This window comes from Allorhizocola rhizosphaerae (assembly GCF_003426775.1).
GTDB classification, from domain to species: Bacteria; Actinomycetota; Actinomycetes; order Mycobacteriales; family Micromonosporaceae; genus Allorhizocola; species Allorhizocola rhizosphaerae.
In genome coordinates this window covers 1-24204 of sequence record NZ_QJUG01000015.1, presented here as the reverse complement: position 1 = coordinate 24204, position 24204 = coordinate 1, and the positions used below count along the sequence as shown (strand labels likewise).

The window sequence follows — 24204 nt, the reverse complement described above, 5'->3', positions numbered from 1 at the left end:
GACTCGCAGGCGCTGCGATGCCCTGGACGGCCTGCGGACGATCATTGTTGCGCCGGCAGGATGTATTGCTCGATGTGCTGGCGCAGATGCTCAAGCTTGGAGATGGTGATCGCCAGTTGTGCGACCAGCTCGTGCACCTGTTGCTGCAACTGGTTGAACTCAATGATCTCGGCCGCCACGTCGGGCAGGGGTGGAGGGCCGTCCGGGCCGGTCGCGGATTCAGTCATGTCAATCAACCTCCCACGGCGCAATCATACGCTTCCTACGTGATCGTCCGGATGTGTGGCTATGGTGCTCCCGACGGCGCTTGGTGGCGCTATCTTTGGCGCGACGCTCGGATCGTGGGTGGCGTGGGCCGCCGATGGCGCTCCGTTGCCGAGCCAGCCGGCGGCCGACGCCATCGCGCATGCCGTGGTGGGCATGAAACCCGTGTGGCAGCAACGCTTTGACTTCGCCTTCGGCGACGACGGTTACGACGATGGTGCGCCCGGTCGCGTCGATTACCGCTATGGGCGGTCCATCGCGCTTGGGCCCGCACTGGAGGCGTTGCGCGCCGGCGGCTGGAGTGTCGCCGCGGACCGAAGCGAAGCAGTCAAGGGGGACTACCGCTTGACGATCCGCGGCGACCGGCTACGGATCGAGCGGGCCGAGCCCAGCGGTCTTGCCTGGCTGACGGCAATCGGCGCATTGCTTGGCGCATATGGTGGTTGGATGCTCACCGCGCGCATGGGACGGCTGCTGGCGCGCCAGTCGGTGGCGATCAAAGCCGCGGTCGCCGTCATCGCGGTCATTGCCATGTGGACACTGCTCCCGTCGGCGTTCTTCTCGGCGCTCCAACTCGTCCGCGGTGATGGAGCACCGTGGGCCATGCTCTATTGGGAGCCGTTCCGCATCGTCGCCCTCGTGGGAGCGACCTGTGCCCTCGTGGCGGTGGCCCTCACAGAATGGGCTTGCGGCCGGAAGGTTCTCAGTAAGAAACCCGGAAGGGTCGCGCACTAGGTTTGTCGAACCTTCGAGGTTAAGGAAGACAAAACCGTGCGCATCAGAAAGAGAGTTTTGCTGCCCGTCGCGGCCGTGGCCAGCACGGCGCTCACCGTGCTGGCCGGCAGCCCGGCGCAAGCCACGACAAGTACTCTCCGGGCCGAAGCGGCCGCGGTAGACGTCCTCGTCCACGGTTTCTTGATGACCGGGTCGCGGTTGACTCCGATTGAGGTGTACCGGGCGTGCAGGCCACCTTTACCGGGATGGCCGGGCCGCTACCGTGGACGTGCCGGACGGCGTCAACACCCAGCTCTATGACGTCAACGATCGCGGCCAGATCGTCGGCTCCTTCGAGACCGTCCCCGGTGATCCGCTGACGGCTGCGGCCAGAACGCCGGTGTTTGAATTTGGTACCGGGTGGGAAATGCCGTTGTCGTGACGACAGTTACGCCTGATGACGTGCGAGCGCTCGCCCAGGCCCGCGGGAAGGCCGGCGAGGAGCAGGTGCTGGCGCTCACCGGTGACGTGGTGAAGGTCGAGAGCGCGGACGAGGCATACGACGAGTCCCGTGGCAGCAGGGTGATCTACACCCAGGCCGAGCTGTTGCACGAGTTCGGCGAGGAGCTGACCGACGCGGAGGCGACCATGCTGGCCGCGGCGCTCACCGCCCGCATCACTGAGGCCGAAGCGTAGCACCGCGCTGCGCGCGCCGACCAGCATCGCATCAGCGCTACATCTCTGCTCCGAGTAGCCGGAGCAGAGATGTAATGCTGAACAACACCAGCTCAGACCGGCGCCCGGGCGAAAAGCATCCACACACCACCCGATGCTGGACCAGCACGGCCTGGTGCCGGTACAGACACCTATTCGAGTGGTGTCGTCACCGCTTCGGGTGAGCGGGGTTGGTTGCCGCCGACGCACCCCGCAAAATGCACGCATGTCTCTGCATCAAGTCCCGAATCGGGACCCCTCCAGTGTGCTCGTGATCGGGGCCGGGATCGCCGGGCTGGCGGCGGCGCAGGCCCTGCGCGGGCTCGGGCATCCCGTCACGATCCTGGAGGCGCGCGACCGCATCGGCGGGCGCATCTGGACCGACGAGGACGGCGTGGATCTTGGGGCGCACTGGATTCACGGCACGGATGGCAACCCGATCACGGAGCTGGTGGAGAGACTGGAGATTCCCTACAGCTACGTGGGCGGTGACAGTTCCTACACGGGCGGGTTCGACAATCTCGACCTGTTCGGGCCGGACCGGCGGATGACCAATCAGGCCACGAAGAACCGCACGCTGGAGCTGGCCGATGCCGTGCTGCACGAGCTGGAACAGCGCGCCGAGCTCGCCCGCAAGCGGGAACTGCCGGATGTCGCGCTCGCCGAGGCCATCCACGAGATTCTGGCCTCGCGAGGGTACTCCCAAGAAGACCAGGAAGCCGTCCGCTATCACCTGAACGTGATTCTGCGCGATGACGTCGCCGAGGACGCGGACAAGCTTTCACTCAAGTTCTGGGAGGACGGATACCTGGTCTACGGCTACGGCGACAGCATCCTGCACCGCGGCTATCGGTGCGTCGTCGACGCGCTCGCCGACGGGCTGGACGTCAAGCTGGGCCACGTCGTGCAGCGGGTCGAGACGGGCGAGGGTGCCGGTCCGGTGCGGGTCGTCACGGACAAGGGCGACTTCGAGGCCGACAAGGTGCTCGTGACCCTGCCGCTCGGTGTGCTCAAGGGTGGGGCGGTGACGTTCGATCCGCCGCTGCCCGAGGACAAGCGGTCGGCGATCGCCCGGCTGGGCTTCGGCACGCTGAACAAGATCGCCCTGCACTACGACGAACCGTTCTGGCCGCAGGAGCAGTATGTCTTCGGTTACCTGTGCCGCGACACCGACCGCCATCCCACGGTGGTCATCAGCATGTGGAAGTCGCACGGCAAGGCGATTCTGGTGATGCTGCTCGGGGCAACGCTTGGGCGCGCCATGGAGGGCTGGTCCGACGAGGAGGTTCACCGCTACGCGACCACCGTGGTCCGGGACCTCTTCGGGGCCGACGCGCCCGCACCCGACCGTGTCTCGCGCACGGCGTGGACGGCGGATCCGTTCGCTCGTGGGTCGTACACCTGCATAGGGGTCAACGCCACCCCAAGGGACATCGGCATGCTCGCGGAGCCGGTGGGGGAGCGGCTCTACTTCGCGGGCGAGGGCACCAACACCTACCACTGGGGCTGCGTTCACAGCGCGTATGAATCGGGCTTGCGTGAGGCCGCGCGGATCAGCGGCGACACCACGCTCTACACCCCGCCCAGCGCCGAAACCTCGCGCCGCCAACGGCGTGACATCGACCGGATGAAGCGCTTCGCGCGCCTGCGCATGAGCCACATCAGCGAGACCGACCTCAAGGAGCGGGTGGAATGCCTGCGCGAAAGCGTTGACCCGTACGGGGTCCGCATGTTCGCGCCGCTGGTCGACAACGAGCTGGAGACGCTCGCGTCGATGTTCGACGAACTGACGTACGTGCCGGGCGAGTCCATCTGCCGCGAGGACGACGTCGCCAACGGGGTGTACCTGATCGCAAGCGGGCAGGTGGAGGTCGACTTCGGTGGGATCTACGAGCGGGTTGTCATGGGCAGGGGCACCATCCTCGGGACGCACGACCTGTTCTTCAACGCCCGCACCACCACGGCCACTGCGGTGAGCGACGTCGAGCTCTACTACCTGGACCACTACCGCTACAAGACGTTCCTGTACGCGTTCCCCGACGTCATGATGCTCATGATGGCGGATCTCGTCACGCGTTGGGAGCAGCTGGAAAGTGTGCTGGGCCCGACAGCGGTCTCGGGTGCACAGCGCGGCTTCCCGGATTCATTGATAGAGCACTAATCTACGCACATGAAAATCTTGATACGGCTCGTCGTCGCGGCCATCGCGATCGGCGCGGGCGCTCCTGCCGTCGCGGCACAACCTGAACTGGTTTGGGCGGCGTGCCCCGGTGCGTCCAATCCCGACCTTCGCTGCGCGAAGGTGAAGGTGCCGTTGGACTATCGCCAGCCGCACGGCCGCACCATCGAGATAGCCATATCCCGCTTGCCCGCAACAGATCCCGCACTGCGCGACGGCGTCCTGCTGACCACGGGCGGCGGTCCGGGTGGTCCGGGCGTGCACCTGCCGGAGGACCTGGCGGGCGCGCTGCCGTCGGGTGTGCGCGCCCGGTACGACCTGATCGGTTTTGATATCCGCTTTGTCGAGCAGAGCACCCCGATCGGCTGCGGCCAGGTCGGCGAGGAGGCGGGCGGGTTTTGGGTACGCGTCCCGGGCGACCTGAACGCGTTTGCCGCGCAGGTGACCGAGGCGCGCCGGTATGCGCAGGACTGCGCCCGCGCCGCGGGTTGGGCCCTGCCGCACGCCAGCACCGCAAACGCCGCACGCGACATCGACCAGATCCGCAAGGCACTCGGCGAGCGGAAGATCTCGTATCTCGGCGGCTCGTATGCGGGCATGCTCGGTGCGACCTACTCCACGCTGTTCCCGCACCGCGTGGACCGGTTCATTTTGGACAGTCCGGTCAACGGTGACCTGATCTGGCGCCAGTTCGAACTCTCGCGCACGCCGAGCTTCGAGACCGGGTTCGACGCGTTCGCCGCCTGGATCGCCGCCAACGGTGGATACGGCTTCGGCGCCACCGCGACCGACGTCGAGGCGAACATCAACGCGCTGCTCGACCGGGCGACCGCCGCGCCGATCGAGGCCGGCGGGCACGCGTGGACAGCGGGCGAACTGGGCAACCTGGTCGTCATCGCGATCTTCTTCGAGCAGTACTTCCCCTACGTCGCGGCCGATCTGGCGGCGATCCGGGACGGTGCGCCACCGCCGGTGCCGTTCCCGCTCTACCCGTCGGCACGGCCGGGCGTGCCCGGTGTGCCCGCGGACAACCACACCGCGGTGAACATGGCCTACCGGTGTGGTGACAACGCTTGGCCCCGCGGCATCCACAGCTATCTCATCGACGTGTACCGGTATTCGGTACCGTATCCGAATTTCGGCCCGCCCAACGCGAACATCACCCCGTGTGCGTTCTGGCCGTCCAGTGTGGACAATCGGGTGCCGCTGTCAGGCAACCGCGCGCCGGGTGTGCTGGTGACGGCCGCGCTGCGGGACGTGTCGGTGCCGGTTGCCCAATCGCGTGCGGTCGCCTCGGCCATCCGCGGTTCGCGGCTGGTCACGATCGACGCGCAGACTCACGCGCCCTTCCCGCACTTCGGCAACGCCTGCCTCAACGGGGCCGTCGTCGACTACCTCGTCACCGGGGAGCTCCCAGCGACCGACATCGCCTGCTAGAAGCCGCGCCCGAGTCGTCCCAATTGCTACTGTATGAAGAGGTTGGGGGTGGCAACGGTGACGATCGTCGTTGGCGTGGATGGGTCGGAGTCGGGCCTGGCCGCGGTGCGGCTCGCGGCGCGCGAGGCCCGGTGGCGTGACCGTCCGCTGAAGTTGGTGCACGCGTTCGTGTGGCCCACGCTGCGTGTGCCCCCCGGGCAGGCCGGGGGTGGGCTGCGGGAGCAGGCCGAAGCACTGCTCAAGCAGGCCGCGGCCGTCGCGCTGGAGGCCGAACCGGCCGTGCAGATCTGGACCGAGCTGATCACGGGTGCGCCCGCGCCCGTGATCCTCGGGCAGGCGCACGAGGCCGAACTGGTCGTGCTCGGCGACCGCGGGCTGGGCGGCTTCAGCGGGCTGCTGGTCGGGTCGGTCGCGGTGCAGGTGTCCGCGCACTCGTCGACCCCGGTGCTCGTGGCCAAGGGCCGCATGGACTTCGAGGGCCCCATCGTGGTGGGCGTCGATGGATCGTCCACTTCGGAGCGTGCGGTGGGGCTCGCGTTCGAGGAGGCCTCGGTGCGCGGTGCCGAGCTGTTGGCCGTGCACTGCTGGACCAGGCCGGTGTCCACCGGGCCGGGCGACATGCTCCCGCTGGTGTACGACACCGACGAGGTGGCGGCCGAGGAGGAGCGCCTGCTGGCCGAGGCGTTGTCCGGGCACTCGGATCGCTTCCCGGATGTGACCGTGCGGCGTGAGTCGGTCCGGGACCGTCCGGGCCGGACGCTGGTCGGCTTCAGCGAACAGGCACAGCTGGTCGTGGTCGGCTCGCGCGGGCGTGGCGGCTTCACCGGCCTGCTGCTGGGCTCGGTAAGCCAGCAGGTCCTGCACCACGCCCACTGCCCGGTGCTGATGGTCCCCGGCAAGTGACGGCAAGGACCACTTCGCGCGGCGCTACAGCTCTGCCCCGGGTATCCGGAGCAGAGCTGTAGCGCCGCTTTGTGTCTGCTCCGGGTAGTCGGAGCAGAGCTGTAGCGCTCGCAAAGGCATCTGCGGCAGGCGAGAAACGGAGTAGCCGGGCAGACGCAAAGGGCGTGCGCGGCGGCCTGGGATGGGAGCCGAGCCCGGCTAGTTTTCGCGGAAGCCGTCCATGAAGCGGCGGAAGAAGCCGCCCTCGCGGGGCAGTGGCGGCGCGGGCGGCGGGGCCGTGCGGCGCTGCGTGGCGATCGGACGGTCGTAGTCGGTGCGCGCGATGGCGTCGATGGTCTGCTGCTCGGTGAAGTTTTCCGAGCCGGTGATGTGCGGCACGAAACCCACGAGCACACCGTCGCGCAGCACCTGCGCCTCCAGCCCGGCCGTGCCGTCGGTGTCCCAGATAGCCTCGCGCCCGTCCGGCAGCGCGACCCTGATCCCGAACTGGGAGACGCCGGCGCGCGGCTGCGCCAGATGCGCCGGCACGCCCAGCTCACGTAGCGCGTCCACCACGCGCCGTGCCCTCGACTCCTGCATGTGATCCACCGTAGGAGCGCGACCTGTGCGCACGCTGAACGCGCTATGCCCGCTCTCGCGAGCGCGCGGCCTGCGCTATCCGCGTGAACGCCCGCTTGAACTGGGCATAATCCTCTTCGCCCAGCTCCTTGGCGTAGCGGCGCTCGATGGCGGCCATGATGGCGTCCGAGCGCCGCATTCGCTCCAGGCCGGCCTCGGTGGGCACGATCAGCTTGGCGCGGCGGTCCTGCGGGTCGGGGCGCCGCTCGACGCAGCCGGCCTCGACCAGCTCGTCGATGAGCGTGCCGATGACCTGCTTGTGCTGACCGGACAGGGCCGCCAGGTCGGTGGCCCGTGTGCCCTCCTCGTCGAGGTAGGCCAGCACGGCGCCGTGGCGCGGGCCCAGCTTCTCGAAGCCCTCCCGCTCCATGGTCTCGAACAGCTCCCGCTGCACCGCGAACAGCAGCCAGCTGGACAGGATGCCCAGATCCGGTTCGGCCTGCTTGCGCGCGCTGCGCTTCTGTTTCTCGGGCATGAGTTTAGTCACCAAACATTATCGTCACTAATCTTGACTATCACTGAACGCTGACCTTAGCGTGATCGTATGACAATCCTCGTGACCGGCGCCAACGGCAACGTCTCCAGCGCAGTGATCCGTTCCGGCCTCGCGGCCGGGCTCGACCTCGCCGCCCTCGTGCGCAAGCCCGTGACCATCCCCGGCGTCCAGACCATCGTCGGCGACCTCGAAGAGCCCGATTCCCTCGACTTCTCGGGCATAGACACGTTGTGGCTGCTCAACGCGATGGGCCCGCAGGCGCCGCATGCCAGCTCCAACGCGGTGTGGGCGGCCCGCCGGGCGGGCGTGAAGCACGTCGTCCGCCTGTCGGCCATCGGCGCGGCGCACGACGCCCCGACCCGCAACGGCAGGCTGCACGCACTGTCCGATGTGGAGGCTCTGGCCTCGGGCATCCCCACAACGATTGTGCGGCCCGCGTTCTTCATGCAAAACCTTCTGGGAGCCATCTCAGGGGATACCCTGTTCCACGCCGTGGGTTCAGCCCGGATCGGCATGATCGACGTCCGTGACATCGCCGACTTCGCCGTGGCCGTCATGAGCGCGCCGCCACAGGCGCACGCCGGCAAGGTCTACACCATCACCGGGCCGCAAAGCCTGTCCATGGCCGAGGCGGCGACGGTCCTGGGCGTAGGAGTCCACGAGATCTCGCGGCAGGACGCGGTCGACGCCATGCTGGGTGCGGGCTTCCCGCGCTGGGTGGCCGAGGTCAGCGGGCACGAATATGGCGCGGCCTACGCGAGCGGTTGGGGCGACTACACCACGCCCGATTTCACGGCCGTCACCGGCCGTCCAGCCCGCACGCTGGCCGAGTTGGCCCGCGAACAGGTGCCGGCGGGCGCGGCGTAGCCCAATCCCGCCCGCCAATCCCGCCAACGGCACCGTGACGTTGCAGCGCATACGGTACTTGACAATAATTAGAGAAGTCATTAACTATTAGCGGGTGATTACCAGTGAGGTGGAGTCGTTCCTCGACACGCTGGCCGATCCGACCCGGCGCCGGCTGGTGCAGCTGCTCGGGGAGCGCCCATTGCGGGCCGGCGAGCTTGCCCAGGCGATCGGCGCCTCCCCGCCCGTGATCAGTCGCCACCTACGAATCCTGCTCAACGCGGGCGTGGTCAGCGACGAGCGGGTGCCGGGCGACGCGCGGCTGCGCGTGTTCCGGCTGCGGCGAGAGCCGATCGTGGCGCTGCAGGCCTGGCTGGATCAGATGCAGGCGCAGTGGGACGAGCAGCTGGGCGCGTTCGCCAAGCATGTGGAGAGGACCCGCAAATGACCCGCAAGTCGGCCTTCGCGGCCGTGGAGGTAAGTGTCGACCCGGCCACTGCGTTCCGGGCGTTCACCGAGGAGATAGACCGCTGGTGGGTGCCCGGACCCATCAACAACTGGGACACGTCCGGGTCGCTCGGCAAGCGGATCGAGCCCGGCGTCGGCGGACGGATTGTGGAGGTGTACCAGGACGACGCCCTTGAGCTCGGCCGGATCACCGTGTGGGAGCCGGGCAGCCGCCTCGTCTACCGCAGCAGCGTCGACGAGAGCGAGGTCGACATCCAGTTCGAGGCCACCGGGTCGGGCACGCGGGTCAGCGTCGAGCATTACCTGCTGCCGGGCGCCGACGAGACACGCGCCGCGCTGTTCTGGCCCAACGTCATCCGCTGGCTCGTGCCGTGGTGCGAAAACCACGACCCGTCCCGCCCACCGCACCGGCTGGCGCGCGTCAGCGTCGGCCTGCACTACGAGGACCCGCCCGCTGCGGCGCGCTGGCTCGCACGCGCGTTCGGGTTCGGCTCGTGGGACGGCATCCCCACCGAGGGCGAGCAGCGATCGTGGGTCGAGCTGCACATGGGCGACGTGGCCATCATACTGTCCCCATTGGACGGAAAGCGGGCGCCGGAGCCGGTCTCGCACACGGTTTGGGTGTACGTCGATGACCTGGACGCGCACCACGCCCACGCGGTGGCGGCGGGCGCGATCATCGTCGAGGGCATCCGCCAGCACGGTTACCGTGCCTACGTGGCCGAGGACATCGGCGGGCACCGCTGGACGTTCGTTCAGGCGTCGCCCTCGATGCGCGCCGGCGCGTGACATCGGCCCACTTCACAGTCGCACACAGTGAACGTGAACATCAACCCTGAGTGACCACATCGGACGATGGAGCACGGTTTTGCCGATGCCTCCACCGGTCCGGCTCGGCACCCGTGATGTGCCAAGCGAATCGTCAAGCATAGGTCCACAGATCGCCGGCTGCGGGCGCCATGGCCCGTCGTCGGCGATTTTATTTGTGCCCAAGCGATCTGGTCGCTACCGGCGGCGAGCAGGACGTTCTTGCCGAAGTTTGGAAGCGCTCCCGGTTCAGGTTGACTCTGAGTGACATCCCACTTGATACTCATACCGTCCGTAACCACCGGAGGTTGATGTGCAACAGATGTCCGTGTCGGCTAGATCGGTGAAGATCGAGCCGCAACCCCAGGGTGAGCGGGCGATCGTCCGGACGGTGAAGATAGTGTCCGGCCGTCGCCCGCGCATCGACGTCTTCGTCCCGACCGTCCACTGACGCTTGCTCGGCTACAAGTGGCGCGAGAGAGGTGCCGGTGTATGCGCGTGAGCCTGGTCAGCATGCCTTGGCAGGCGCTTCACTGGCCCTCCCTTGCACTGTCCGTATTGGACACGGTCCTGACCGACCTCGGTTGTGAGGTTACCCAGATCTATGGCAATTTGCAATTTGCCGAGTACCTTGCGGGCAACCACCAAACGGGCGGCGAGCTTTCCCCGGACGACTACCACATCGTGTGCGACACGGGCTTCGCCTACGGCGTGGGGGAGTGGGTGTTCAGCTCGGCGCTGTACGAGCCGGGCTGGCGGCTGACCCGGTTCCGGGAACATCTGGAGCACAAGGGATACGCGCACGCCGACGCCGCCGAGCGGATGCACCGGCTCGCCCCGCGCTTTGTCGAGCTGACCGCCGATCGCGTGCTCGCGACCCGGCCCGATCTCGTCGGGATCAGCTCGGCGTTCGAGCAGAACGTGCCCTCGCTCGCGCTCGCCGCCGCGCTCAAACGCCGCCGCCCCGACCTGCCCATCGTGATGGGCGGGGCCAACTGCGACGGTCCGATGGGAGCCGCGCTGCACCGCAACTTCCCACAGCTGGACTACGTCGTGCGCGGCGAGGGCGAGCGGCCCGTGCGCGAACTGCTGGAGGCGTTCGCGGGACAACGCGCGATGGCGGACGTGACCGGGCTGTGCTGGCGTGACGCCGACGGCCGCGCACACGAAAACCCTTATGTGGCAAGGCCCACGCCGGGTCACCTGCTGCCGGTGGCGAAGGTCGACCCGTTCTTCGAGGCGGTGCACGCCTCGCCCGCGCGCCCCTGGATCAACGGGCTCGCGCTGCGCCTGGAGACCTCGCGCGGCTGCTGGTGGGGCGAGAAGCGGCAGTGCACGTTCTGCGGGCTCAACGGCGGCGGGATCGGCTTCCGGTCCAAGCCCGCCAAGCGGGCCTTCGACGAGATCAGCAGCGCGGTGGCCAAGTTCGGTGTGCTCGACGTGATGCTGAGCGACAACATTTTGGATCCGTCCTATTTCGATACGCTGCTGCCGTGGCTGGCCGCGCTGGACTGGGATCTGAACATCTTCTACGAGGTGAAGTCCAACCTCAAGCCGGAACAGATGGCCTCCCTGGCCGCGGCCGGCGTCACCACGGTGCAGCCGGGCATCGAGAGCCTGTCCTCGCGCGTGCTCGCGCTGATGAACAAGGGCGCGACGGGCGCGGCCCAGGTGCGGGCGCTGCGGCTGTTCCGCGAGCACGGCATTCATCCGATGTGGAATTACTTGTACGGCTTCCCGGGCGAACGGTGGCTCACCGACTACGCGCACGTGGCGGAACAGATCCCCGCGCTGGTGCATCTGCCCCCGCCCAACGGGATCACGCGGGTGACGCTCGACCGGTTCTCGCCCCTGTTCGACGACCCGACGCTCGGGGTCGACGAACCGCTGCTGCCCGCTGCGTGGTACCCCCTCGTCTACGACCTCGACGGCGAGGAGCTGTTGGAGCTCGCATACACGTTCGAGTATCCACCCAAGGGCATCGATGACAACGACGCCGCCAAGCTGGCCATCGTGGTCGAGCAGTGGCGGGAGCGCTCTGCGCGTTCTTCGATGACCTGCCGTGCCGTCGACGATGTCGTGGTCATCGAGGACCGCCGGATCGGTTGGCCGGCCCGCGATCACGTGCTGCGGGGCGCGCGGGCCAGCGCCTATCTCGCGCTCGCGCGGCACCTGACGATGCCCGGATTGCTTGCCGTGCTCGGGGATCAGCCGGACCTGCGCGAGTGGCTCGGCGAGTGGAAGGCCGACGGGCTGGTGTATGAGGACGCGGGCACGTGGGTGGCCCTCGCCGTGCCGGGAGTGCGCGATGCCGCAGCGTAGGCTGCAGGCACTGCGGGCACCGTTCACCGAGTCGTCCGCGGTCCGTGCGGTGGCACGGACGTTCGGCAAATTCGTCGCCGGCCCGCGGATGCACGAGCTCACTGTCCAATGTGATGTGTCGGTGGTCGGTGAGCTGGCCTGGCTGTTGCGCGACACCGGCGTGGCGGGGCTGCGCGTCGTGGTGCGCACCAACGGGAGCGTACCGGTCCGTGCGGTGCGCGACCTGGCGCTGGCCGGGGTGGCGCGGCTGCAGATCGACGGCCACCGCGAGCTGGCCGAGGCCGAGCTGCCCGAGTGGTTCGAGATGAGCAAGGCGACCGTCGCGTTTGGACTGCCGCTGCGCTGGAACGGCACCATGCCGCCGCCCGCCCGCCCGCACGCGCGGCACCTTCCACCGCCGGGCAACGACGAGATGTGGTGCCGTGATTGGAAGTTCGGCATGCTGGGTTGGCGCCGCGGGCCCGGCTTCGTCGAGGTGCTCGACTGCCGCGACGGCCTGCAGCAGCTGACGATCGTCTCCGACACCTTGACACCGCTGTTCGGTCGCGAGCTGAACCGGCCGTCCGGTTTGGAGGGTGCGGATGCCGCGCTGCGCGAGGCCGGTCTGGTCGCGGTGTTCGCGGGCCGGGCGGTGTGGCTGCCCTACCGGCTGCGCGCGTGGCCGGTCAATCCCCTGTAGCCGCGCCTATCCGTCCAGTCGGTAGACCGAGATGTGGCGCATGGAATCGGCCGTGAACGGCTCTCCGCGCCATCCGCCCGAACGGTAGTCAAGTCGCAGCCCGGCCAGGCGCGCCATCAAGTCCATTTCGGACGGCCAGACGTGCCTGCCGTGCACTGGGAACAACTTCAGCCCGTCCTGCTGCACCAGGATATGTTGCATCTCCACCCGCTGCGTGGCGACGTCGAACGTGTAGGCGCTCGCGAGCACGTGGTCTTGTGCCATGCGGCGCAGCAGCAACCCGGACGGCTCGGACCGGCCCCGCTGCGGCATGGCGTTTTCCACGATGAGCACACCGTCGGGGGCCAGGCACCGCGCGGCCTTGCGGAAGAACGTCACCTGGTCCTCCTGCGTGGTGAACGCGACCAGCAGGTTGAACACCGCGAACACCAGGCCGAACCGCTCCTCGACCGGCTCGATGAGGAAGTCGCCCTGGATCACGCGCAACCGCTTGCCGCCGGGCTTGGTCCGCAGGCGCGCGATCATCCGAGCCGAAACCTCGATGCCCATGACGTCGACACCGCGCTCGGCGAGGGCCAGCGCGACCCGGCCGGTCCCGACGCCGACCTCGAACGCCGAGCCGCCCAGCGCATGCTTGGCCAAAAAGTCAGCGCTGTCAAGCGTTTCGCTGCGACCATAGACGGAGTGCGCCTCCGGTACGAAAAACTCGTCGTAGTAATCCGCTATGGCGTCCCCATACAGCGAGGCCGAGAAGCCCTCCACACGGGGCACTCTAGCGGAAGTCCGATGCGTGGTCGCGTGCCCACTCGGCGAACGTGCGGGGCGGGCGCCCGGTCACCATTTCCACGTCCGGCCACGTGCGCTCCAGCGCCGACCAGTCCTGGTCGGAGTAGCCGTCCTCGCCGGCGGCCGCAGCACCGTCGTAATCCGCGAAGCCGAGCATGAGATCGGCGGAGTCGGCGGCGAACCCGCCCTGCGCCTTCATCAGTTCACGTGCCCGCTCGCGGGTCACCTCCTCGTAGCGGACGTCTTCGCCGAGCGCGTCGGCGATGGCCCGCACCTGCTCGCGCACGGTGACGCCACCCGGGCCGGTAAGCGTGTAGGCCTTGCCGTGGTGGCCGTCCGCAGTGAGCGAGGCCACCGCGACCGCCGCGATGTCGGCCTCGTGGATAAGGTTCATGGGCTCGTCGGCGAACGGGTAGCGCACGACGCGTTCGGCGCGGATCGCGGGAGCCCAGATCTGCAGCATGTTGGCCATGAAACCGCCCGGTCGCACGTGCGTCCACGCCAGCCCCGACGCCTCGACGATCCGCTCGACCGGGTTGGTGTGCAGGCCCACGGTCACGGAGGCGGCAGACAGGTCGACGATGCGCGTGACGCCCGCGGCCTTGGCGCAGTCCACCCACTCCTGTGCCTGCTCTTCGATGGGGAAGAGGTACACCGCGTCGACGCCGGTGAAGTCGGCGGAGTCCACGACCTCGACCTCCGGTGCGAAGCGCGCCTTGGCCGGGGTACGGGTGAGCGCGCGCACCTGGTGGCCGGACGCGAGCAGCTGGGACACGACGTTGCGGCCGACGAAGCCCGTCGCACCTGTCACGAGAATCTTCATAAGCCGAGGCTAGAATGGATTCCGGCCAGTTTTTGACCTGAAAGGCGGCGGTGGGTTGGCGAGCACGAGCGAACGCATGCTGCGGCTGCTCTCGCTGCTGCAGACGCACCGCTACTGGCCCGGCGGCGAGTTGGCGCGGCGGCTCGCGGTCAGCGAACGCACGCTGCGGCGCGACATCGACCGGCTGCGCGAGCTGGGCTACCCGGTTGAGGCCGGGCGCGGTGTTGCGGGCGGCTATCAACTGCGCTCAGGCGCGGCCATGCCACCGCTGCTGCTCGACGACGACGAGGCGGTGGCGATCGCCGTCGCGCTGCGCGGCTCGGCCCACGAGACAGCAGCCCAGGCCCTGGCGAAGGTGGTGCAGGTGATGCCGGCGCGGCTGCAGCGGCGGGTCGACGCGGTGCGCGACTACAGCGTGCCTGCTGTCGCGAGTGGACAGTCGGTGGACGCGGCCGCGCTCGGGGTGCTCGCGCTCGCCTGCCGCGACGGTGAGCGGCTCCGCTTCGCCTATCCGAGCGGGCCGCGTCATGTGGAGCCGCACCGGCTGGTCTCGGTGCGGCACAGGTGGTATCTGGTGGCGTGGGATCTGGACCGGGGCGACTGGCGCAGTTTCCGGGTCGACCGGCTCAGGGATCCGGTCACCACCGGCGCGCGGTTCCGGCAGCGCGAGTTTGACGCGGCGGGTTATGTGCTGCGCGAGCGGCCGACGCGGCACCGCATAGAGGTGGTGGTGCACGCGGGTGCGGAGGCGGTGGAGAAGGTCACCGCGCAGACGGGTGGCCGCGTGTTTGCCATCGATGACGGGTCGTGCCGGCTGGTGCTCGACGTCGACGAGTTCGACTGGCCCGTGCTGATCCTGACCGCCATCGAGGCCGAATTCGAGGTCGTCGAGCCCGCTTCATTCCGGTCCTATCTACACAAGCTCACAGCCCGCATGGGTCGAGCGACTGCTCGTAGCCGTTGAAGAACGCCTGCGTGCGCTGCTCGGGCGAGCCGTGGGCGCCCTGCTCGAACCATGGCTGATCCGGGTCGTCGCCCACCGCGATCAGCCCGGTGCGCAGCTCATCGAGGTCACCCTCCTCCAGCGTGAGCTGGTTGGCGCGCACGGAATCGCCGATGTAGGCCCCCGCCATGCAGTCGGCCTGAAGCTCGGCCTGGATGGTGAACTGATGCCGCACGCCGAGCTGGACCTGGATGGCGTGCGCATACTCGTGTCCGAGCAGGTAGAACAGGAACGCGTCGCCGAGCTGCCGGAACGCCGCGACCGCCCAGTCGGCGTCGTAGGCGATGAAGTCACCGGCCGGGCAGTAGGCCGCGTTGTTGTCGGGCAGGCCCTGGCCGCCACAGCTCACCTCGCCGCCGCGCAGGTACGGCACGACGTCGTTGACCGGGTCGAACCCGTCCACGCGGGCACGCCAATAGCGCTCGGCGGTCGCGACCGCGCCTTCCAGGTCGCGCTGGAACTCCTCGGCGGTCATCCGGGAGCCGCTGCCGCCCCCGCCGTCGCCTCCTTGATCCCGCTCCTGGGGGCCGACGAAGCACGCCAGGACCGCGACCGTGGCGACCGCTGTGACCAGTAGGCGCGAAAACATACCTTCCCTACTACCCGTGTCATCTCAATTCGACACCCCTCGATTGGTTGGGAGTGTGCGAGATGCGCGGTAGGAAGATCGGACCGGCGGGGGTAGCAGGCCCGCCGGTCCTTCAGCGCCAAGGGCTCGCGGACCGGCGCGGCGGGCAGCCATGGCGTGTGGGCACGATCCCGGGCGCGCGTAGTGTGCGAATCAACCTGAGGCACTGGCGAAACGAAGCACGCCTGAAACGATAGGAACTCCCGCGCTATCCCTCAAGCGATTTTACGAGCAGCTCGAACTCCAGATCGTCGCGCTGTGGGAGCCCGAAACGCTCGTCGCCGTAAGGGAATGGGCTCATCTTGCCGGTGCGGGCGTAGCCACGCCGCACGTACCACCCGATGAGGTCCTCGCGCAGGGAGATGACGGTCATGTGCATTTCGCCGACGCCCCACTCGTCGCGCGCCACCCGCTCGGCCTCCGCGAGCACGGCCTTGCCGATGCCGCCCGCCTGCGACTCGGGCCGCACCGAGAACATCCCGAAATACGCGTAGCCCTCGCGCCGCTCCAGTTGGCAGCACGCCACGAGCTCGCCGTCACGCTGGGCCAGCAGCAGCACGCTGCCCGGGTCGGCCACGATGCCGGTGACGGCCTCCGCGTCGGTGCGCTGGCCTTGCAAGAGGTCGGCCTCGGTGGTCCATCCCACACGGCTGGAGTCACCGCGATAGGCCGACTCGACGAGCGCGACCACCGCCGGGACGTCGGCGGCTGTAGCCGGGCGGAACGTGAGCGCCATGTGATTGACTTTAGCGTGATGAGATTCGGGCTTTTGGGCACCGGTTATTGGGCGCGCACCGTGCACGGGGCCGCGCTGGCCGCGCATGCCGATGTCGAACTGGTGGGCGTGTGGGGCAGGGATCCGTCGAAGGCGGCCGATCTCGCGGGCGCTCTCGCGATACATCCATATGAATCAATCGATAAGCTGCTGGCCGATGTCGACGCGGTGGCGGTCGCCCTGCCGCCCGACATCCAGGCGGAGCTGGCTCTGCGCGCGGCCGAGGCGGGCCGCCACCTGCTGCTGGACAAGCCGCTCGCGCTGTCGGTCGAGGCGGCCGACGCGGTGGTGGCCGAGGTCGAAGCGCGCGGGCTGTCCTCGGTCATATTCTTCACCAACCGCTTCCAGCCGACGACCGTTGCGGCGCTTGAAAATGCTTCTAGTACCGGCGGCTGGCTCGGCGGCCGGGCGACGTTCTTCGGTTCCATCTTCGCGCCCGGAAGTCCCTATGCGGACTCGGTCTGGCGGCAGCAGCACGGCGGCCTGTGGGACCTCGGGCCGCACACGCTGTCCCTCCTGCTCCCGGTCTTGGGCCCGGTCGAGTCGGTGACGGCCACCGCAGGGCCAAGGCAGACAACATATGCGACCCTGCGCCACGAAAGCGGTGCCGTGAGCACGATGGAGCTGACCCTCGACTCGGCTTTGGAGGCGGCGCGCATCGAGACCGTGCTGCACGGCGAGCATGGCTGGCTGACCCTGCCCAGCTTCGACGGCAACACCCTCGGGTCGTACGAGCGGGCCATCTCCGAGCTCCTGGCGTCCGATGGCTCCCACCCACTCGACGTCCACTTCGGACGCGAGGTGACCGCGATCCTCGCCGCCGCTGAGGCCTCAAGCACGAGCGAGCGCGCGGTAAAGCCCTCGCGCCGATAGAGCCGTCTCGCCGTCTCGCGGTCTCGCGGTCTCGCGGTCTCGCGGTCTCGCGGTCTCGCGGTCTCGCCGTCTCGTCGGCCGCGCGCGGTCACCGAGAGCCGGATCGCGCTCGGCTCGTCCATCACCCCGGTCAGGCGCCCGACCGCGCTCGTGCCGTCGTGGCACGAGAACCAGTGGTGCCGGATCGTCCCACCCGTCGCGGAGGCCGGCCGGGGTGTGCTGTTGCGCGCTACGTCTTTGCTCCGGCTACTCGGAGCAGAGACGTAGCGCTGAACGCACATGGTCTGTGCTGGGCGCCCGCCGCTTGCCGTGCCCCACGCCGACGCCCGACGGCCGTGAAAACCGCTCGACGCCGGCTTCCCGGGAGGGTTAGGTTGGCAGCCCTACGTCTTCCGGAGGTGCGTTTCATGTGGGTCGTCGCCGTGGCCGTTGTCATCAACCCCGCAGACCCCCCACAATCCGTTCGGACGTAAGGACTTCCACCAGTGGATCTATCACGTGAGTTTGTCATCCGCGAGAGCGGCCACCGCATACACAACCCGTTCACCGAGGAGAAGTTCGCCGTGCTCGGGCGGGCCATCGGCCTGCGGCCCGGGATGACGATGCTCGACCTGGCCAGCGGCAGCGGCGAGATGCTGTGCCTGTGGGCTCGGGAGCACGGCATCACGGGCACTGGCGTCGACATCAGCACGGCGTTCACCCAGTCGGCGCGTGAGCGCGCCGTCGAGCTGGGCGTCGCCGACCGGGTGACGCTCGTGCACGGCGACGCGTCGGGCTACGCCGCGGACACTCCTGTTGACGTGGCCGCGTGCATCGGCGCGACCTGGATCGGCGCCGGCGTCGCGGGCACGCTCGACCTGCTTGAGCGCAGTTTGCGGCCGGGCGGGCTGGTGCTGATCGGCGAGCCGTACTGGCGGGCCGACCCACCCGACCAGGCGACGGTCGAAGCCTGCCACGCGTCGTCCAAAGACGACTATCGCGACCTGCCCGGGCTCGTCGAGCTGTTCCGGCAGCGGGGCTGGGATCTCGTCGAGATGGTGCTCGCCAACGAGGACGGCTGGGACAGATACTTTGCGGCGCAGTGGTTCTCCGTGCGGGCGTGGCTGGACGCCAACCCCGGCGATGAGCTGGCATCGCGGATGCGCGCCGAGCTCGACACCGCGCCACTCCAATATGTGCGCTATCTGCGCACCTATCTGGGGTGGGGGGTGTTCGCGCTCAAGCGACGCGGCACGACGGCCTTCATGGCAGCCTGATGGTGTGAGCGGTGTGGGCGACCTTCGCCGCCAGGTAGCGCAGGTTTTCGGGCGAGGCGTGCACGCCTGTCGGGTGCACCTCGCGCACATCGACACCGAGCGCGCGCAGTTGGGCCGGCTTGTCGGGGTTGTTCGTCAGCAGGTCGACCGTGCCCACACCGAGCGCGTCGAGCATCTGCGCGGCGACGGTGTAATCCCGCTCGTCGTCGGCGTGGCCGAGGGCGCGGTTGGCGGCGTAGGCGTCCATGCCCAGGTCTTGCAGGCTATAGGCGTCCAGCTTGGCATAGAGCCCGATGCCACGGCCCTCCTGGCGCAGGTAGAGCAGATAGCCACCGGTCGCCGCGATCCGCTCCACGGCCTCGCGCAATTGCGCGCCGCAGTCGCAGCGGGCCGAGCCGAACACGTCTCCCGTGAGGCACTCGGAGTGCGCCCGCACCAGTGGCACGATGGCACCGCGATGGTCCCCGAGCCCGAGCGCCAGGTGCTCCTTGCCGTCGGCGAGGTTAGTGAACGTGTACACGTCGGCCTCGGTGGTGTATCCGTCTCCGAAGCGCAGCGGCACGCGCACGCTCGTGCGGATCTGCGACGCGGGGGCGTCTGCCACGATCGTCATGTCCGACCCCTTACTTGAAGCTTCAAGTTCAGGGCTGAGCCTAGGCCCGTATTGGTTGAAGCGTCAACTGAGCGAGAGATCCGACACACCGGCGGCAACCGGGAATCAATCGCGCTCCTCGGCGTCGATCGTGCGCAGGATGCGGCGGCCGATCTCGTTGAGCTGGCGCACCTGCGCGCCGGTCAGGGGGTCGAAAACCAGGCCGCGCACGGCCTCCACGTGTCCGGGTGCGGTCTGCACGATCTTGGCCCAGCCGTCCTCGGTCAGTGTGGCAAGGGTGATCCGGCCGTCCGACGCGCACGGCTGCCGCGTTACCCAGCCGCGCTTCTGCAGCCGGTTGACCACGTGTGACAGGCGCGACAGGGAACCGTTGGCCAGCTGGGCGAGGTCGCTCATGCGCAGCGTGCGGTGTGGTGCCTCGGAAAGCATGGCCATCACCTGGTACTCGAAATGGCTCACCCCGGCATCCCGCTGCAGCTGCGCGTCGAGCGCCGCGGGCAGCCTGACCAGCACGCCGGCCAGGGCCAGCCAGGCCTGCATCTCGTCGGCGTCCAGCCAGCGCGGCTCCTGCTCCGCGGTCCCCATGCGGTCCAGGATACTTGACGCTTCAAGCAAGTGTGGTGCGGGTAGCCAACCCATACAGCGGGGACCGGCCCACGTGTGCGAGCCGGTCCCTGTCCGTGCTCGCTCGCTCAGCGCCGGAACGGCCAGTACACCGGCTGGGTCTGGACGTTGAGCTGATGCGTGCGATGGAAGTTGGCCGTGATCGTGCGCAGATCCCACAGCTCCAGGACGTCCAGCCCCTTCTGGATGTCGCTGGAGTAGATGTGGCCGTTGTAGTAGTACGCCGACCACGAACCGCCGAAGACCAGCTCGTTCTCCGACAGCGGCCCGCGCTCCCAGAAGCCGATCTCGAACGGGTGCGCCGAATCCGTGAAGTCCCACACCGAGATGCCACCCTGGTACCACGCCTGCACCATCACGTCGCCGATGATGGTCGGGACGATGGAGCCGTTGTGCGCCACGCAGTTCTCGGTGTTGGTGTTGGTCCGCGGGATCTTGAAGTAGCTGCGGAACACCAGTGTGCGGCCGTCGCCCTCGCCGACGATGTCATAGATGGCGTCCGCGCCGCGGTTGGGTCCCACGGTCGGGTTGCAGGTCGGGCCTGTGCCGCCGCCCAGCTCATCGGTGAACACGACCTTCGTGCCGGTCTGGTTGAACGTGGCGGAGTGCCAGAACGCGAAGTTCACGTTGTCGCGCACCCGGGTGATGACGCGCGGTGCTTCGGGGTCGGTGATGTCCATCAGGATCCCGTCGCCCATGCACGCGCCCGCCGCCAGTCGCTTCGCCGGGTACACGGTGATGTCATGGCATCCGGATGTGCTGCTGCCGCCCGCGCCGGGCGGGTTGCCGCCGTCCGGGAACAGGTTGGGCTTGGCGACCACGGCCGCGGCCGTGGGGTTCGCAACCGGTACCCGCACAATGGAAATCAGGTCGTGCGGCGGCTGGCAGTCGGGGAAATTGGCCCTCGGGGAGTAGGACGAGATGTAGAGGTAGACCGTCCTGCGGTCGGCCGATGGCAGGAGCGTGTGGGTGTGTGAGCCGCAGTCGGTCTCCACGGACTTGACGTAGCGCGGGTTGCGCACGTCGCTGATGTCGAAAATCTTGATGCCCTCCCACGATTCCTCCATCGACGCGGGCTGGCTGATGCTGTTGCACGAGTCGTCGCTGCGCGAGGAGTCGGTGGACAGGAACAGCAGATCGCCGAACACCGAGATGTCGTTCTGCGAGCCGGGGCACAGCACCTGCGTCACGATCGACGGACGGCGCGGGTTGCGGATGTCGTACACGACAAAGCCGTTGTAGTTGCCCACAAAGGCGTAGTGGTCCTGGAAGGCGAGGTCGGATCCGACGCCCGTGTCGAGCGGTGCCTGCTTCGGGAGGTTGGCGACCTGGCGCATGTTGCGGCTGCTGCTGACCTCGTCGACAGCCAGCGACGCGCCGGCGTCGTCCATCGCCCGCACCTGCTCCTCCGTCAGGCACAGCTCGGCGATGATGTCGTCGGGCTGTTGCGTGCAGTCGTCGTCGAGGGGGCGGGCGCGGGCGTAGCCGGGCGTGGCCGAGGCGATGGCGGTGACTACCGCGACGGCCGCTGCCAGCCCGAGGAAACCGATGCGCCGCGACCCTTGTGGGGTGTTTGCGATCATAGCGGGCCCCTTAGCTGAGTGACGGCATATGATGAAGCGTATCGATAAAATGTACGTCACTATCACTGCGATCAATGTGACATTATGGTGGCCTTTATGAGGTACCCGAGGCGGCTGCGGCCGAGCCTCATCCCTGCCCTCTGCGTGCTGGCCGCCTTCGGCCTCACCGCATCGGCCGGTGCGCCCACGGCCGGCCCAAAACCGGCGCCAGGCACAAGGGTGATCATCCCCGGCCGGCCCGGTGAACCGGCGACCGTCGGGACGTCCGACACCGTCAAGGCGCCCGCAGACACGGCATACACTGCGGCCGATGTGTGGTTCGTGCGCATGATGATCCCGCACCACACGCAAGCCCTGGAGATGGCCGCGCTGGCGCCGCAACGCGCCCGCAATCCGCAGATCGCGGCGATCGCCGAGCGCATCAAGGCCGCGCAGGTGCCGGAAATCCTGCAGTTCAGGGCGTGGCTCCAGGCGCGCGGGCTGACGGAGCGCGCACCCGACGCAGGCGATCACGACCACGCGTCCATGCCGGGCATGCAGTCACCCGAGGCGATGCGCGCCCTGGCCAACGCTCGCGGTGAGCAGTTCGACCGCATGTTCGTGGACATGATGTCCGCCCACCACGAGGGCGCGATAGCAATGGCAGAGCTGCGGCTGCGCTCCGACGGTGAAAACATGGTCGAGAAGATGGCCAACGCGGTGGCGTTCGAGCAGAGCGTCGAGATCGGACGGCTGCGCGAGATCCTCGGCTCCTGACACCGCACGTCAACAAAAAGTTGATGCCGGGGTGACTCAGGTTTCGGGCAGCACGTCGAACATGCGCCCCCAACTCAAGACTGCCGCACCTGATCTCGCTGTTTTCCGGTTTCCGGCAGCAATGCCATGATGGTCGCCGGACTGGATCCTCGACATGACCGCGCCGAGCAGCCTAGCCACGCTCGCGAGGCTTTCATTTACCTACCAAGCCTTTTCGCCCCGCTTGTGCGCGTCAAGTCGGTGCCGCCACCAGTACGCGAGAAGCTCGCCGCGCCGGTACGTTTCCTGCTCACACACAAGCGTTTGCGCGACATCGTGCTCACCAGTGCGGTCGCCGTCGCGATGTCGGGCTTCAACACCGCCGCGTCTACAGCGTGTCCACAACGGCCCGGCATGCTCATTTTCGCGCCAATCGCACTCGGTGCCACTGGCCTGAATTCGCTGCCAGCAACCAACCCACTACGAGGCCCGCGAACTGTTTCGGGCAACCATCGTATGAAGCGACCTCACCGATCGACCACGCCGATTGACCTCAATGACCGACAACCGCGATCGCCTCAGCCCTCACAAGCCATGCCAATAACCAGCGCCGAATCGCTGACCCCACACCAGCTGCCGCTGCAGCCGCGGAAGCTCTCTCACAAGTCGCCGCTTCTTGATGGCGGACCCGTGGTCCTGCCGTATTCACCGTCCTTAACGTGCCCGCCATTCGGCTGGTTCGCGCTCGGTGCCAAAACCACCGTCGCGTGGCCCACGGGCACGGGAACCCCCACGCCCACGTCACCGCGTTCGCCCTTCACCCGTCATGACCTGCCCTGTTGCCCGCTGTGTGTCCGTGGTCGGCCGGGTTGTCATCTGCCCTGTTGCCCGCTGTGTGTCCGTGGCGGGCCTGGTTGTCATCTGCCCTGTTGCCCGCTGTGTGTCCGTGGCGGGCCTGGTCGTCATCCGCCCCGTCATCACCTGAGCGCCCAGCACCCGCGCCATCGCCTTCGTGCTCACCCCCGGCCTGCTCACCAGGGCCTGTCAGGTCACCACCGCGATCATCGACGCCGTAGTGCTCCTGCTCGGCAGCGCCGCTCTCAGCTTCCTCCCCACCCGCCACGGCACGGCCAGCCTGCTCCGCCTGCTCCCGCTCCCAGGAATCGATCTGCTCCCACAGCTCGCCGACCAGCACCGCCCGCATCTCCGGACCCACATACGACGACCGCGACATGCCAGCCCGCAGCCAGTCACGCATGTCACGATTGCGGTCAAACGTATGCGGCCCATGCCGGTTGTATGGCGGCCAATCCCACAGCGGCTCGAACGGCCGCACATCGAGATGCGCCGGTAACCGCCGCCCACCCAAATCCCGGAACACTTCGACACGCGGCGCCACCACTTGCCCACGCCAATCGAGGATCGCGAGCGTGCAACCAGCCGCCGACACCAGCCGGCTCAACGTATCCAGCCGCACGTTGCGCACGACGCCCGACTCGATCCCGGCGATCGTCGACAGCGGCACCCTAGCCCTGACCGCCATCTCCCGCTGGCTCGCGTCGGCCAGCATCCGCAACTCACGCAGGTAGTCGTCGATCGCCTCCGGGACGTCAACCACCTCAGGCGCAGCAGATGCGTCAAGCACGTCCCCCATGGCGTCCATTGCTCAATCACACCAACCCAATCGCCGACACGCTAGCGGTCGGCGAAGCGAGCAACGTTACACACGTTCGAGCGACATCCCGACTTGCATACCCCGCCAGCACACGTGGGGCCCATCGGCGCACTGGTGTAAGCGCCGCGCCCTGCCAAGCGTTCCCGCAGCTTCCGGCGCTCGGGTGAAACGCGAACACGAAGATCCTCTGACACTCCCGACGCGTGCCGCGGCACGTTACATCTTTGCTCCCGAGAGAGAGGGGTCTGTTTCAGTAACGGTGTTTCCGGCGGATCTTCAGTAGTTCTCGGCGGCCGGGAACCGGTCACCGAACGTGATGGCGAAAGCGTTGAGGACTGGCTTCCAACGCACCGCCCATCGGGTCTTGCCGGTACCGGTCGGAT

Annotated in this window: 27 protein-coding genes; 16 read left to right on the top strand and 11 right to left on the bottom strand. The window is 68.1% G+C overall.

Features of this window, described 5'->3' with window-relative positions:
• Nucleotides 1–41: 41 nt before the first annotated feature.
• On the bottom strand, nucleotides 42–227 hold the full coding sequence (locus tag DM816_RS04805) for a hypothetical protein (protein ID WP_117208837.1): 186 nt from the start codon (nucleotides 225–227) through the stop codon (nucleotides 42–44).
• Between the two features lie 61 nt (nucleotides 228–288).
• On the opposite strand from DM816_RS04805, the gene DM816_RS04800 reads away from it, so the two are divergent.
• From DM816_RS04800 to DM816_RS04780, 6 genes are all read left to right on the top strand, one after another.
• The gene (locus DM816_RS04800) at nucleotides 289–999 is read left to right on the top strand and encodes a hypothetical protein (RefSeq protein ID WP_117208836.1); all 711 of its coding nucleotides are present in this window, start codon (nucleotides 289–291) and stop codon (nucleotides 997–999) included.
• Nucleotides 1000–1261: 262 nt separating this feature from the next.
• On the top strand, nucleotides 1262–1420 hold the full coding sequence (locus DM816_RS42205) for a hypothetical protein (RefSeq protein WP_162907118.1): 159 nt from the start codon (nucleotides 1262–1264) through the stop codon (nucleotides 1418–1420).
• Nucleotides 1421–1440: 20 nt separating this feature from the next.
• On the top strand, nucleotides 1441–1674 hold the full coding sequence (locus DM816_RS04795; protein WP_162907117.1) for a hypothetical protein: 234 nt from the start codon (nucleotides 1441–1443) through the stop codon (nucleotides 1672–1674).
• A 244-nt stretch (nucleotides 1675–1918) separates the two neighbouring features.
• Nucleotides 1919–3853, top strand: coding sequence for an FAD-dependent oxidoreductase (locus DM816_RS04790; RefSeq protein ID WP_117208834.1), 1935 nt, complete (start codon nucleotides 1919–1921; stop codon nucleotides 3851–3853).
• A 9-nt stretch (nucleotides 3854–3862) separates the two neighbouring features.
• Nucleotides 3863–5308, top strand: coding sequence for an alpha/beta fold hydrolase (locus DM816_RS04785; RefSeq protein WP_117208833.1), 1446 nt, complete (start codon nucleotides 3863–3865; stop codon nucleotides 5306–5308).
• Between the two features lie 33 nt (nucleotides 5309–5341).
• Nucleotides 5342–6211: a universal stress protein gene (locus DM816_RS04780; protein ID WP_117208832.1), complete on the top strand. Its 870-nt coding sequence runs from the start codon at nucleotides 5342–5344 to the stop codon at nucleotides 6209–6211.
• 198 nt (nucleotides 6212–6409) lie between these two features.
• Here the strand turns inward: DM816_RS04780 and DM816_RS04775 are convergent, their stop codons facing one another.
• A complete protein-coding gene (locus DM816_RS04775) occupies nucleotides 6410–6790 on the bottom strand; it encodes a hypothetical protein (protein ID WP_117208831.1) in 381 nt (126 codons plus the stop codon).
• 43 nt (nucleotides 6791–6833) lie between these two features.
• Nucleotides 6834–7316 carry a MarR family winged helix-turn-helix transcriptional regulator gene (locus DM816_RS04770; protein ID WP_246001559.1) on the bottom strand — a complete coding sequence of 161 codons (483 nt, stop codon included), beginning with the start codon at nucleotides 7314–7316 and terminating at the stop codon, nucleotides 6834–6836.
• Nucleotides 7317–7373: 57 nt separating this feature from the next.
• On the opposite strand from DM816_RS04770, the gene DM816_RS04765 reads away from it, so the two are divergent.
• The 6 genes from DM816_RS04765 (at nucleotide 7374) to DM816_RS04745 (ending at nucleotide 12447) form a co-directional block, all read left to right on the top strand.
• Nucleotides 7374–8192 (top strand): NAD(P)H-binding protein, encoded by an 819-nt coding sequence (locus DM816_RS04765; RefSeq protein ID WP_117208829.1) that lies wholly within the window; start codon nucleotides 7374–7376, stop codon nucleotides 8190–8192.
• A 94-nt stretch (nucleotides 8193–8286) separates the two neighbouring features.
• Nucleotides 8287–8619, top strand: coding sequence for an ArsR/SmtB family transcription factor (locus tag DM816_RS04760; protein ID WP_117208828.1), 333 nt, complete (start codon nucleotides 8287–8289; stop codon nucleotides 8617–8619).
• Nucleotides 8616–9428, top strand: coding sequence for a VOC family protein (locus tag DM816_RS04755; RefSeq protein ID WP_117208827.1), 813 nt, complete (start codon nucleotides 8616–8618; stop codon nucleotides 9426–9428). Before DM816_RS04760 ends, DM816_RS04755 begins: the two co-directional genes overlap by 4 nt.
• A gap of 340 nt (nucleotides 9429–9768) precedes the next feature.
• On the top strand, nucleotides 9769–9897 hold the full coding sequence (locus DM816_RS45135; protein WP_281274294.1) for a hypothetical protein: 129 nt from the start codon (nucleotides 9769–9771) through the stop codon (nucleotides 9895–9897).
• A 41-nt stretch (nucleotides 9898–9938) separates the two neighbouring features.
• The gene (locus DM816_RS04750) at nucleotides 9939–11768 is read left to right on the top strand and encodes a RiPP maturation radical SAM C-methyltransferase (protein ID WP_117208826.1); all 1830 of its coding nucleotides are present in this window, start codon (nucleotides 9939–9941) and stop codon (nucleotides 11766–11768) included.
• The gene (locus tag DM816_RS04745) at nucleotides 11755–12447 is read left to right on the top strand and encodes a DUF5825 family protein (protein WP_117208825.1); all 693 of its coding nucleotides are present in this window, start codon (nucleotides 11755–11757) and stop codon (nucleotides 12445–12447) included. Before DM816_RS04750 ends, DM816_RS04745 begins: the two co-directional genes overlap by 14 nt.
• Before the next feature lie 6 nt (nucleotides 12448–12453).
• Here the strand turns inward: DM816_RS04745 and DM816_RS04740 are convergent, their stop codons facing one another.
• Both DM816_RS04740 and DM816_RS04735 read right to left on the bottom strand, forming a co-directional pair.
• Nucleotides 12454–13209, bottom strand: coding sequence for a class I SAM-dependent DNA methyltransferase (locus tag DM816_RS04740; protein ID WP_162907116.1), 756 nt, complete (start codon nucleotides 13207–13209; stop codon nucleotides 12454–12456).
• A gap of 10 nt (nucleotides 13210–13219) precedes the next feature.
• Nucleotides 13220–14056, bottom strand: a complete 837-nt coding sequence (locus DM816_RS04735; RefSeq protein ID WP_117208823.1) for an SDR family oxidoreductase — start codon at nucleotides 14054–14056, stop codon at nucleotides 13220–13222.
• 76 nt (nucleotides 14057–14132) lie between these two features.
• Here DM816_RS04735 and DM816_RS04730 point away from each other — a divergent pair, with 76 nt between their 5' ends.
• Entirely contained in the window at nucleotides 14133–15020 is an 888-nt protein-coding gene (locus tag DM816_RS04730) for a helix-turn-helix transcriptional regulator (protein WP_117208822.1), read from the top strand.
• On the opposite strand, the gene DM816_RS04725 is transcribed toward DM816_RS04730, so the two are convergent.
• Together DM816_RS04725 and DM816_RS04720 are read right to left on the bottom strand one after the other, a co-directional pair.
• Nucleotides 14980–15648 (bottom strand): neutral zinc metallopeptidase, encoded by a 669-nt coding sequence (locus DM816_RS04725; protein WP_117208821.1) that lies wholly within the window; start codon nucleotides 15646–15648, stop codon nucleotides 14980–14982. The genes DM816_RS04730 and DM816_RS04725 overlap by 41 nt on opposite strands.
• A gap of 247 nt (nucleotides 15649–15895) precedes the next feature.
• Nucleotides 15896–16423 carry a GNAT family N-acetyltransferase gene (locus tag DM816_RS04720; RefSeq protein WP_117208820.1) on the bottom strand — a complete coding sequence of 176 codons (528 nt, stop codon included), beginning with the start codon at nucleotides 16421–16423 and terminating at the stop codon, nucleotides 15896–15898.
• 15 nt (nucleotides 16424–16438) lie between these two features.
• Between DM816_RS04720 and DM816_RS04715 the strand changes: the two genes are divergently transcribed.
• A complete protein-coding gene (locus DM816_RS04715; protein ID WP_211588548.1) occupies nucleotides 16439–17335 on the top strand; it encodes a Gfo/Idh/MocA family protein in 897 nt (298 codons plus the stop codon).
• A gap of 485 nt (nucleotides 17336–17820) precedes the next feature.
• Nucleotides 17821–18591, top strand: a complete 771-nt coding sequence (locus tag DM816_RS04710; RefSeq protein WP_117208818.1) for an SAM-dependent methyltransferase — start codon at nucleotides 17821–17823, stop codon at nucleotides 18589–18591.
• Here DM816_RS04710 and DM816_RS04705 read toward each other — a convergent pair.
• The 3 genes from DM816_RS04705 to DM816_RS04695 all read right to left on the bottom strand — a co-directional run bounded on the left by DM816_RS04705 (nucleotide 18578) and on the right by DM816_RS04695 (nucleotide 21411).
• On the bottom strand, nucleotides 18578–19204 hold the full coding sequence (locus DM816_RS04705; protein WP_117208817.1) for a GTP cyclohydrolase II: 627 nt from the start codon (nucleotides 19202–19204) through the stop codon (nucleotides 18578–18580). The genes DM816_RS04710 and DM816_RS04705 overlap by 14 nt on opposite strands.
• A gap of 105 nt (nucleotides 19205–19309) precedes the next feature.
• Entirely contained in the window at nucleotides 19310–19789 is a 480-nt protein-coding gene (locus DM816_RS04700) for a MarR family winged helix-turn-helix transcriptional regulator (RefSeq protein WP_117208816.1), read from the bottom strand.
• A gap of 107 nt (nucleotides 19790–19896) precedes the next feature.
• Nucleotides 19897–21411 (bottom strand): LVIVD repeat-containing protein, encoded by a 1515-nt coding sequence (locus DM816_RS04695; RefSeq protein ID WP_117208815.1) that lies wholly within the window; start codon nucleotides 21409–21411, stop codon nucleotides 19897–19899.
• A 96-nt stretch (nucleotides 21412–21507) separates the two neighbouring features.
• Between DM816_RS04695 and DM816_RS04690 the strand changes: the two genes are divergently transcribed.
• Nucleotides 21508–22167, top strand: a complete 660-nt coding sequence (locus DM816_RS04690; protein ID WP_162907115.1) for a DUF305 domain-containing protein — start codon at nucleotides 21508–21510, stop codon at nucleotides 22165–22167.
• Nucleotides 22168–22963: 796 nt separating this feature from the next.
• Here DM816_RS04690 and DM816_RS04685 read toward each other — a convergent pair.
• Nucleotides 22964–23809, bottom strand: coding sequence for a helix-turn-helix domain-containing protein (locus DM816_RS04685; protein ID WP_117208813.1), 846 nt, complete (start codon nucleotides 23807–23809; stop codon nucleotides 22964–22966).
• Between the last annotated feature and the right edge of the window lie 395 nt (nucleotides 23810–24204).

What these genes read in the sequence shown, in the direction of transcription:
- DM816_RS04695 (WP_117208815.1), bottom strand. Translation starts at nt 21,411, where the DNA reads ATGATCGCAAACACCCCACAAGGGTCGCGGCGCATCGGTTTCCTCGGG.
- DM816_RS04790 (WP_117208834.1), top strand. Translation starts at nt 1,919, where the DNA reads ATGTCTCTGCATCAAGTCCCGAATCGGGACCCCTCCAGTGTGCTCGTG.
- DM816_RS04685 (WP_117208813.1), bottom strand. Translation starts at nt 23,809, where the DNA reads ATGGACGCCATGGGGGACGTGCTTGACGCATCTGCTGCGCCTGAGGTG.
- DM816_RS04750 (WP_117208826.1), top strand. Translation starts at nt 9,939, where the DNA reads ATGCGCGTGAGCCTGGTCAGCATGCCTTGGCAGGCGCTTCACTGGCCC.
- DM816_RS04720 (WP_117208820.1), bottom strand. Translation starts at nt 16,423, where the DNA reads ATGGCGCTCACGTTCCGCCCGGCTACAGCCGCCGACGTCCCGGCGGTG.
- DM816_RS04705 (WP_117208817.1), bottom strand. Translation starts at nt 19,204, where the DNA reads ATGACGATCGTGGCAGACGCCCCCGCGTCGCAGATCCGCACGAGCGTG.
- DM816_RS45135 (WP_281274294.1), top strand. Translation starts at nt 9,769, where the DNA reads ATGTCCGTGTCGGCTAGATCGGTGAAGATCGAGCCGCAACCCCAGGGT.
- DM816_RS04755 (WP_117208827.1), top strand. Translation starts at nt 8,616, where the DNA reads ATGACCCGCAAGTCGGCCTTCGCGGCCGTGGAGGTAAGTGTCGACCCG.
- DM816_RS04745 (WP_117208825.1), top strand. Translation starts at nt 11,755, where the DNA reads ATGCCGCAGCGTAGGCTGCAGGCACTGCGGGCACCGTTCACCGAGTCG.
- DM816_RS04690 (WP_162907115.1), top strand. Translation starts at nt 21,508, where the DNA reads ATGAGGTACCCGAGGCGGCTGCGGCCGAGCCTCATCCCTGCCCTCTGC.
- DM816_RS04775 (WP_117208831.1), bottom strand. Translation starts at nt 6,790, where the DNA reads ATGCAGGAGTCGAGGGCACGGCGCGTGGTGGACGCGCTACGTGAGCTG.
- DM816_RS04780 (WP_117208832.1), top strand. Translation starts at nt 5,342, where the DNA reads ATGAAGAGGTTGGGGGTGGCAACGGTGACGATCGTCGTTGGCGTGGAT.
- DM816_RS04765 (WP_117208829.1), top strand. Translation starts at nt 7,374, where the DNA reads ATGACAATCCTCGTGACCGGCGCCAACGGCAACGTCTCCAGCGCAGTG.
- DM816_RS04725 (WP_117208821.1), bottom strand. Translation starts at nt 15,648, where the DNA reads ATGTTTTCGCGCCTACTGGTCACAGCGGTCGCCACGGTCGCGGTCCTG.
- DM816_RS04785 (WP_117208833.1), top strand. Translation starts at nt 3,863, where the DNA reads ATGAAAATCTTGATACGGCTCGTCGTCGCGGCCATCGCGATCGGCGCG.
- DM816_RS04805 (WP_117208837.1), bottom strand. Translation starts at nt 227, where the DNA reads ATGACTGAATCCGCGACCGGCCCGGACGGCCCTCCACCCCTGCCCGAC.
- DM816_RS04800 (WP_117208836.1), top strand. Translation starts at nt 289, where the DNA reads ATGGTGCTCCCGACGGCGCTTGGTGGCGCTATCTTTGGCGCGACGCTC.
- DM816_RS04700 (WP_117208816.1), bottom strand. Translation starts at nt 19,789, where the DNA reads ATGGGGACCGCGGAGCAGGAGCCGCGCTGGCTGGACGCCGACGAGATG.
- DM816_RS04730 (WP_117208822.1), top strand. Translation starts at nt 14,133, where the DNA reads ATGCTGCGGCTGCTCTCGCTGCTGCAGACGCACCGCTACTGGCCCGGC.
- DM816_RS04735 (WP_117208823.1), bottom strand. Translation starts at nt 14,056, where the DNA reads ATGAAGATTCTCGTGACAGGTGCGACGGGCTTCGTCGGCCGCAACGTC.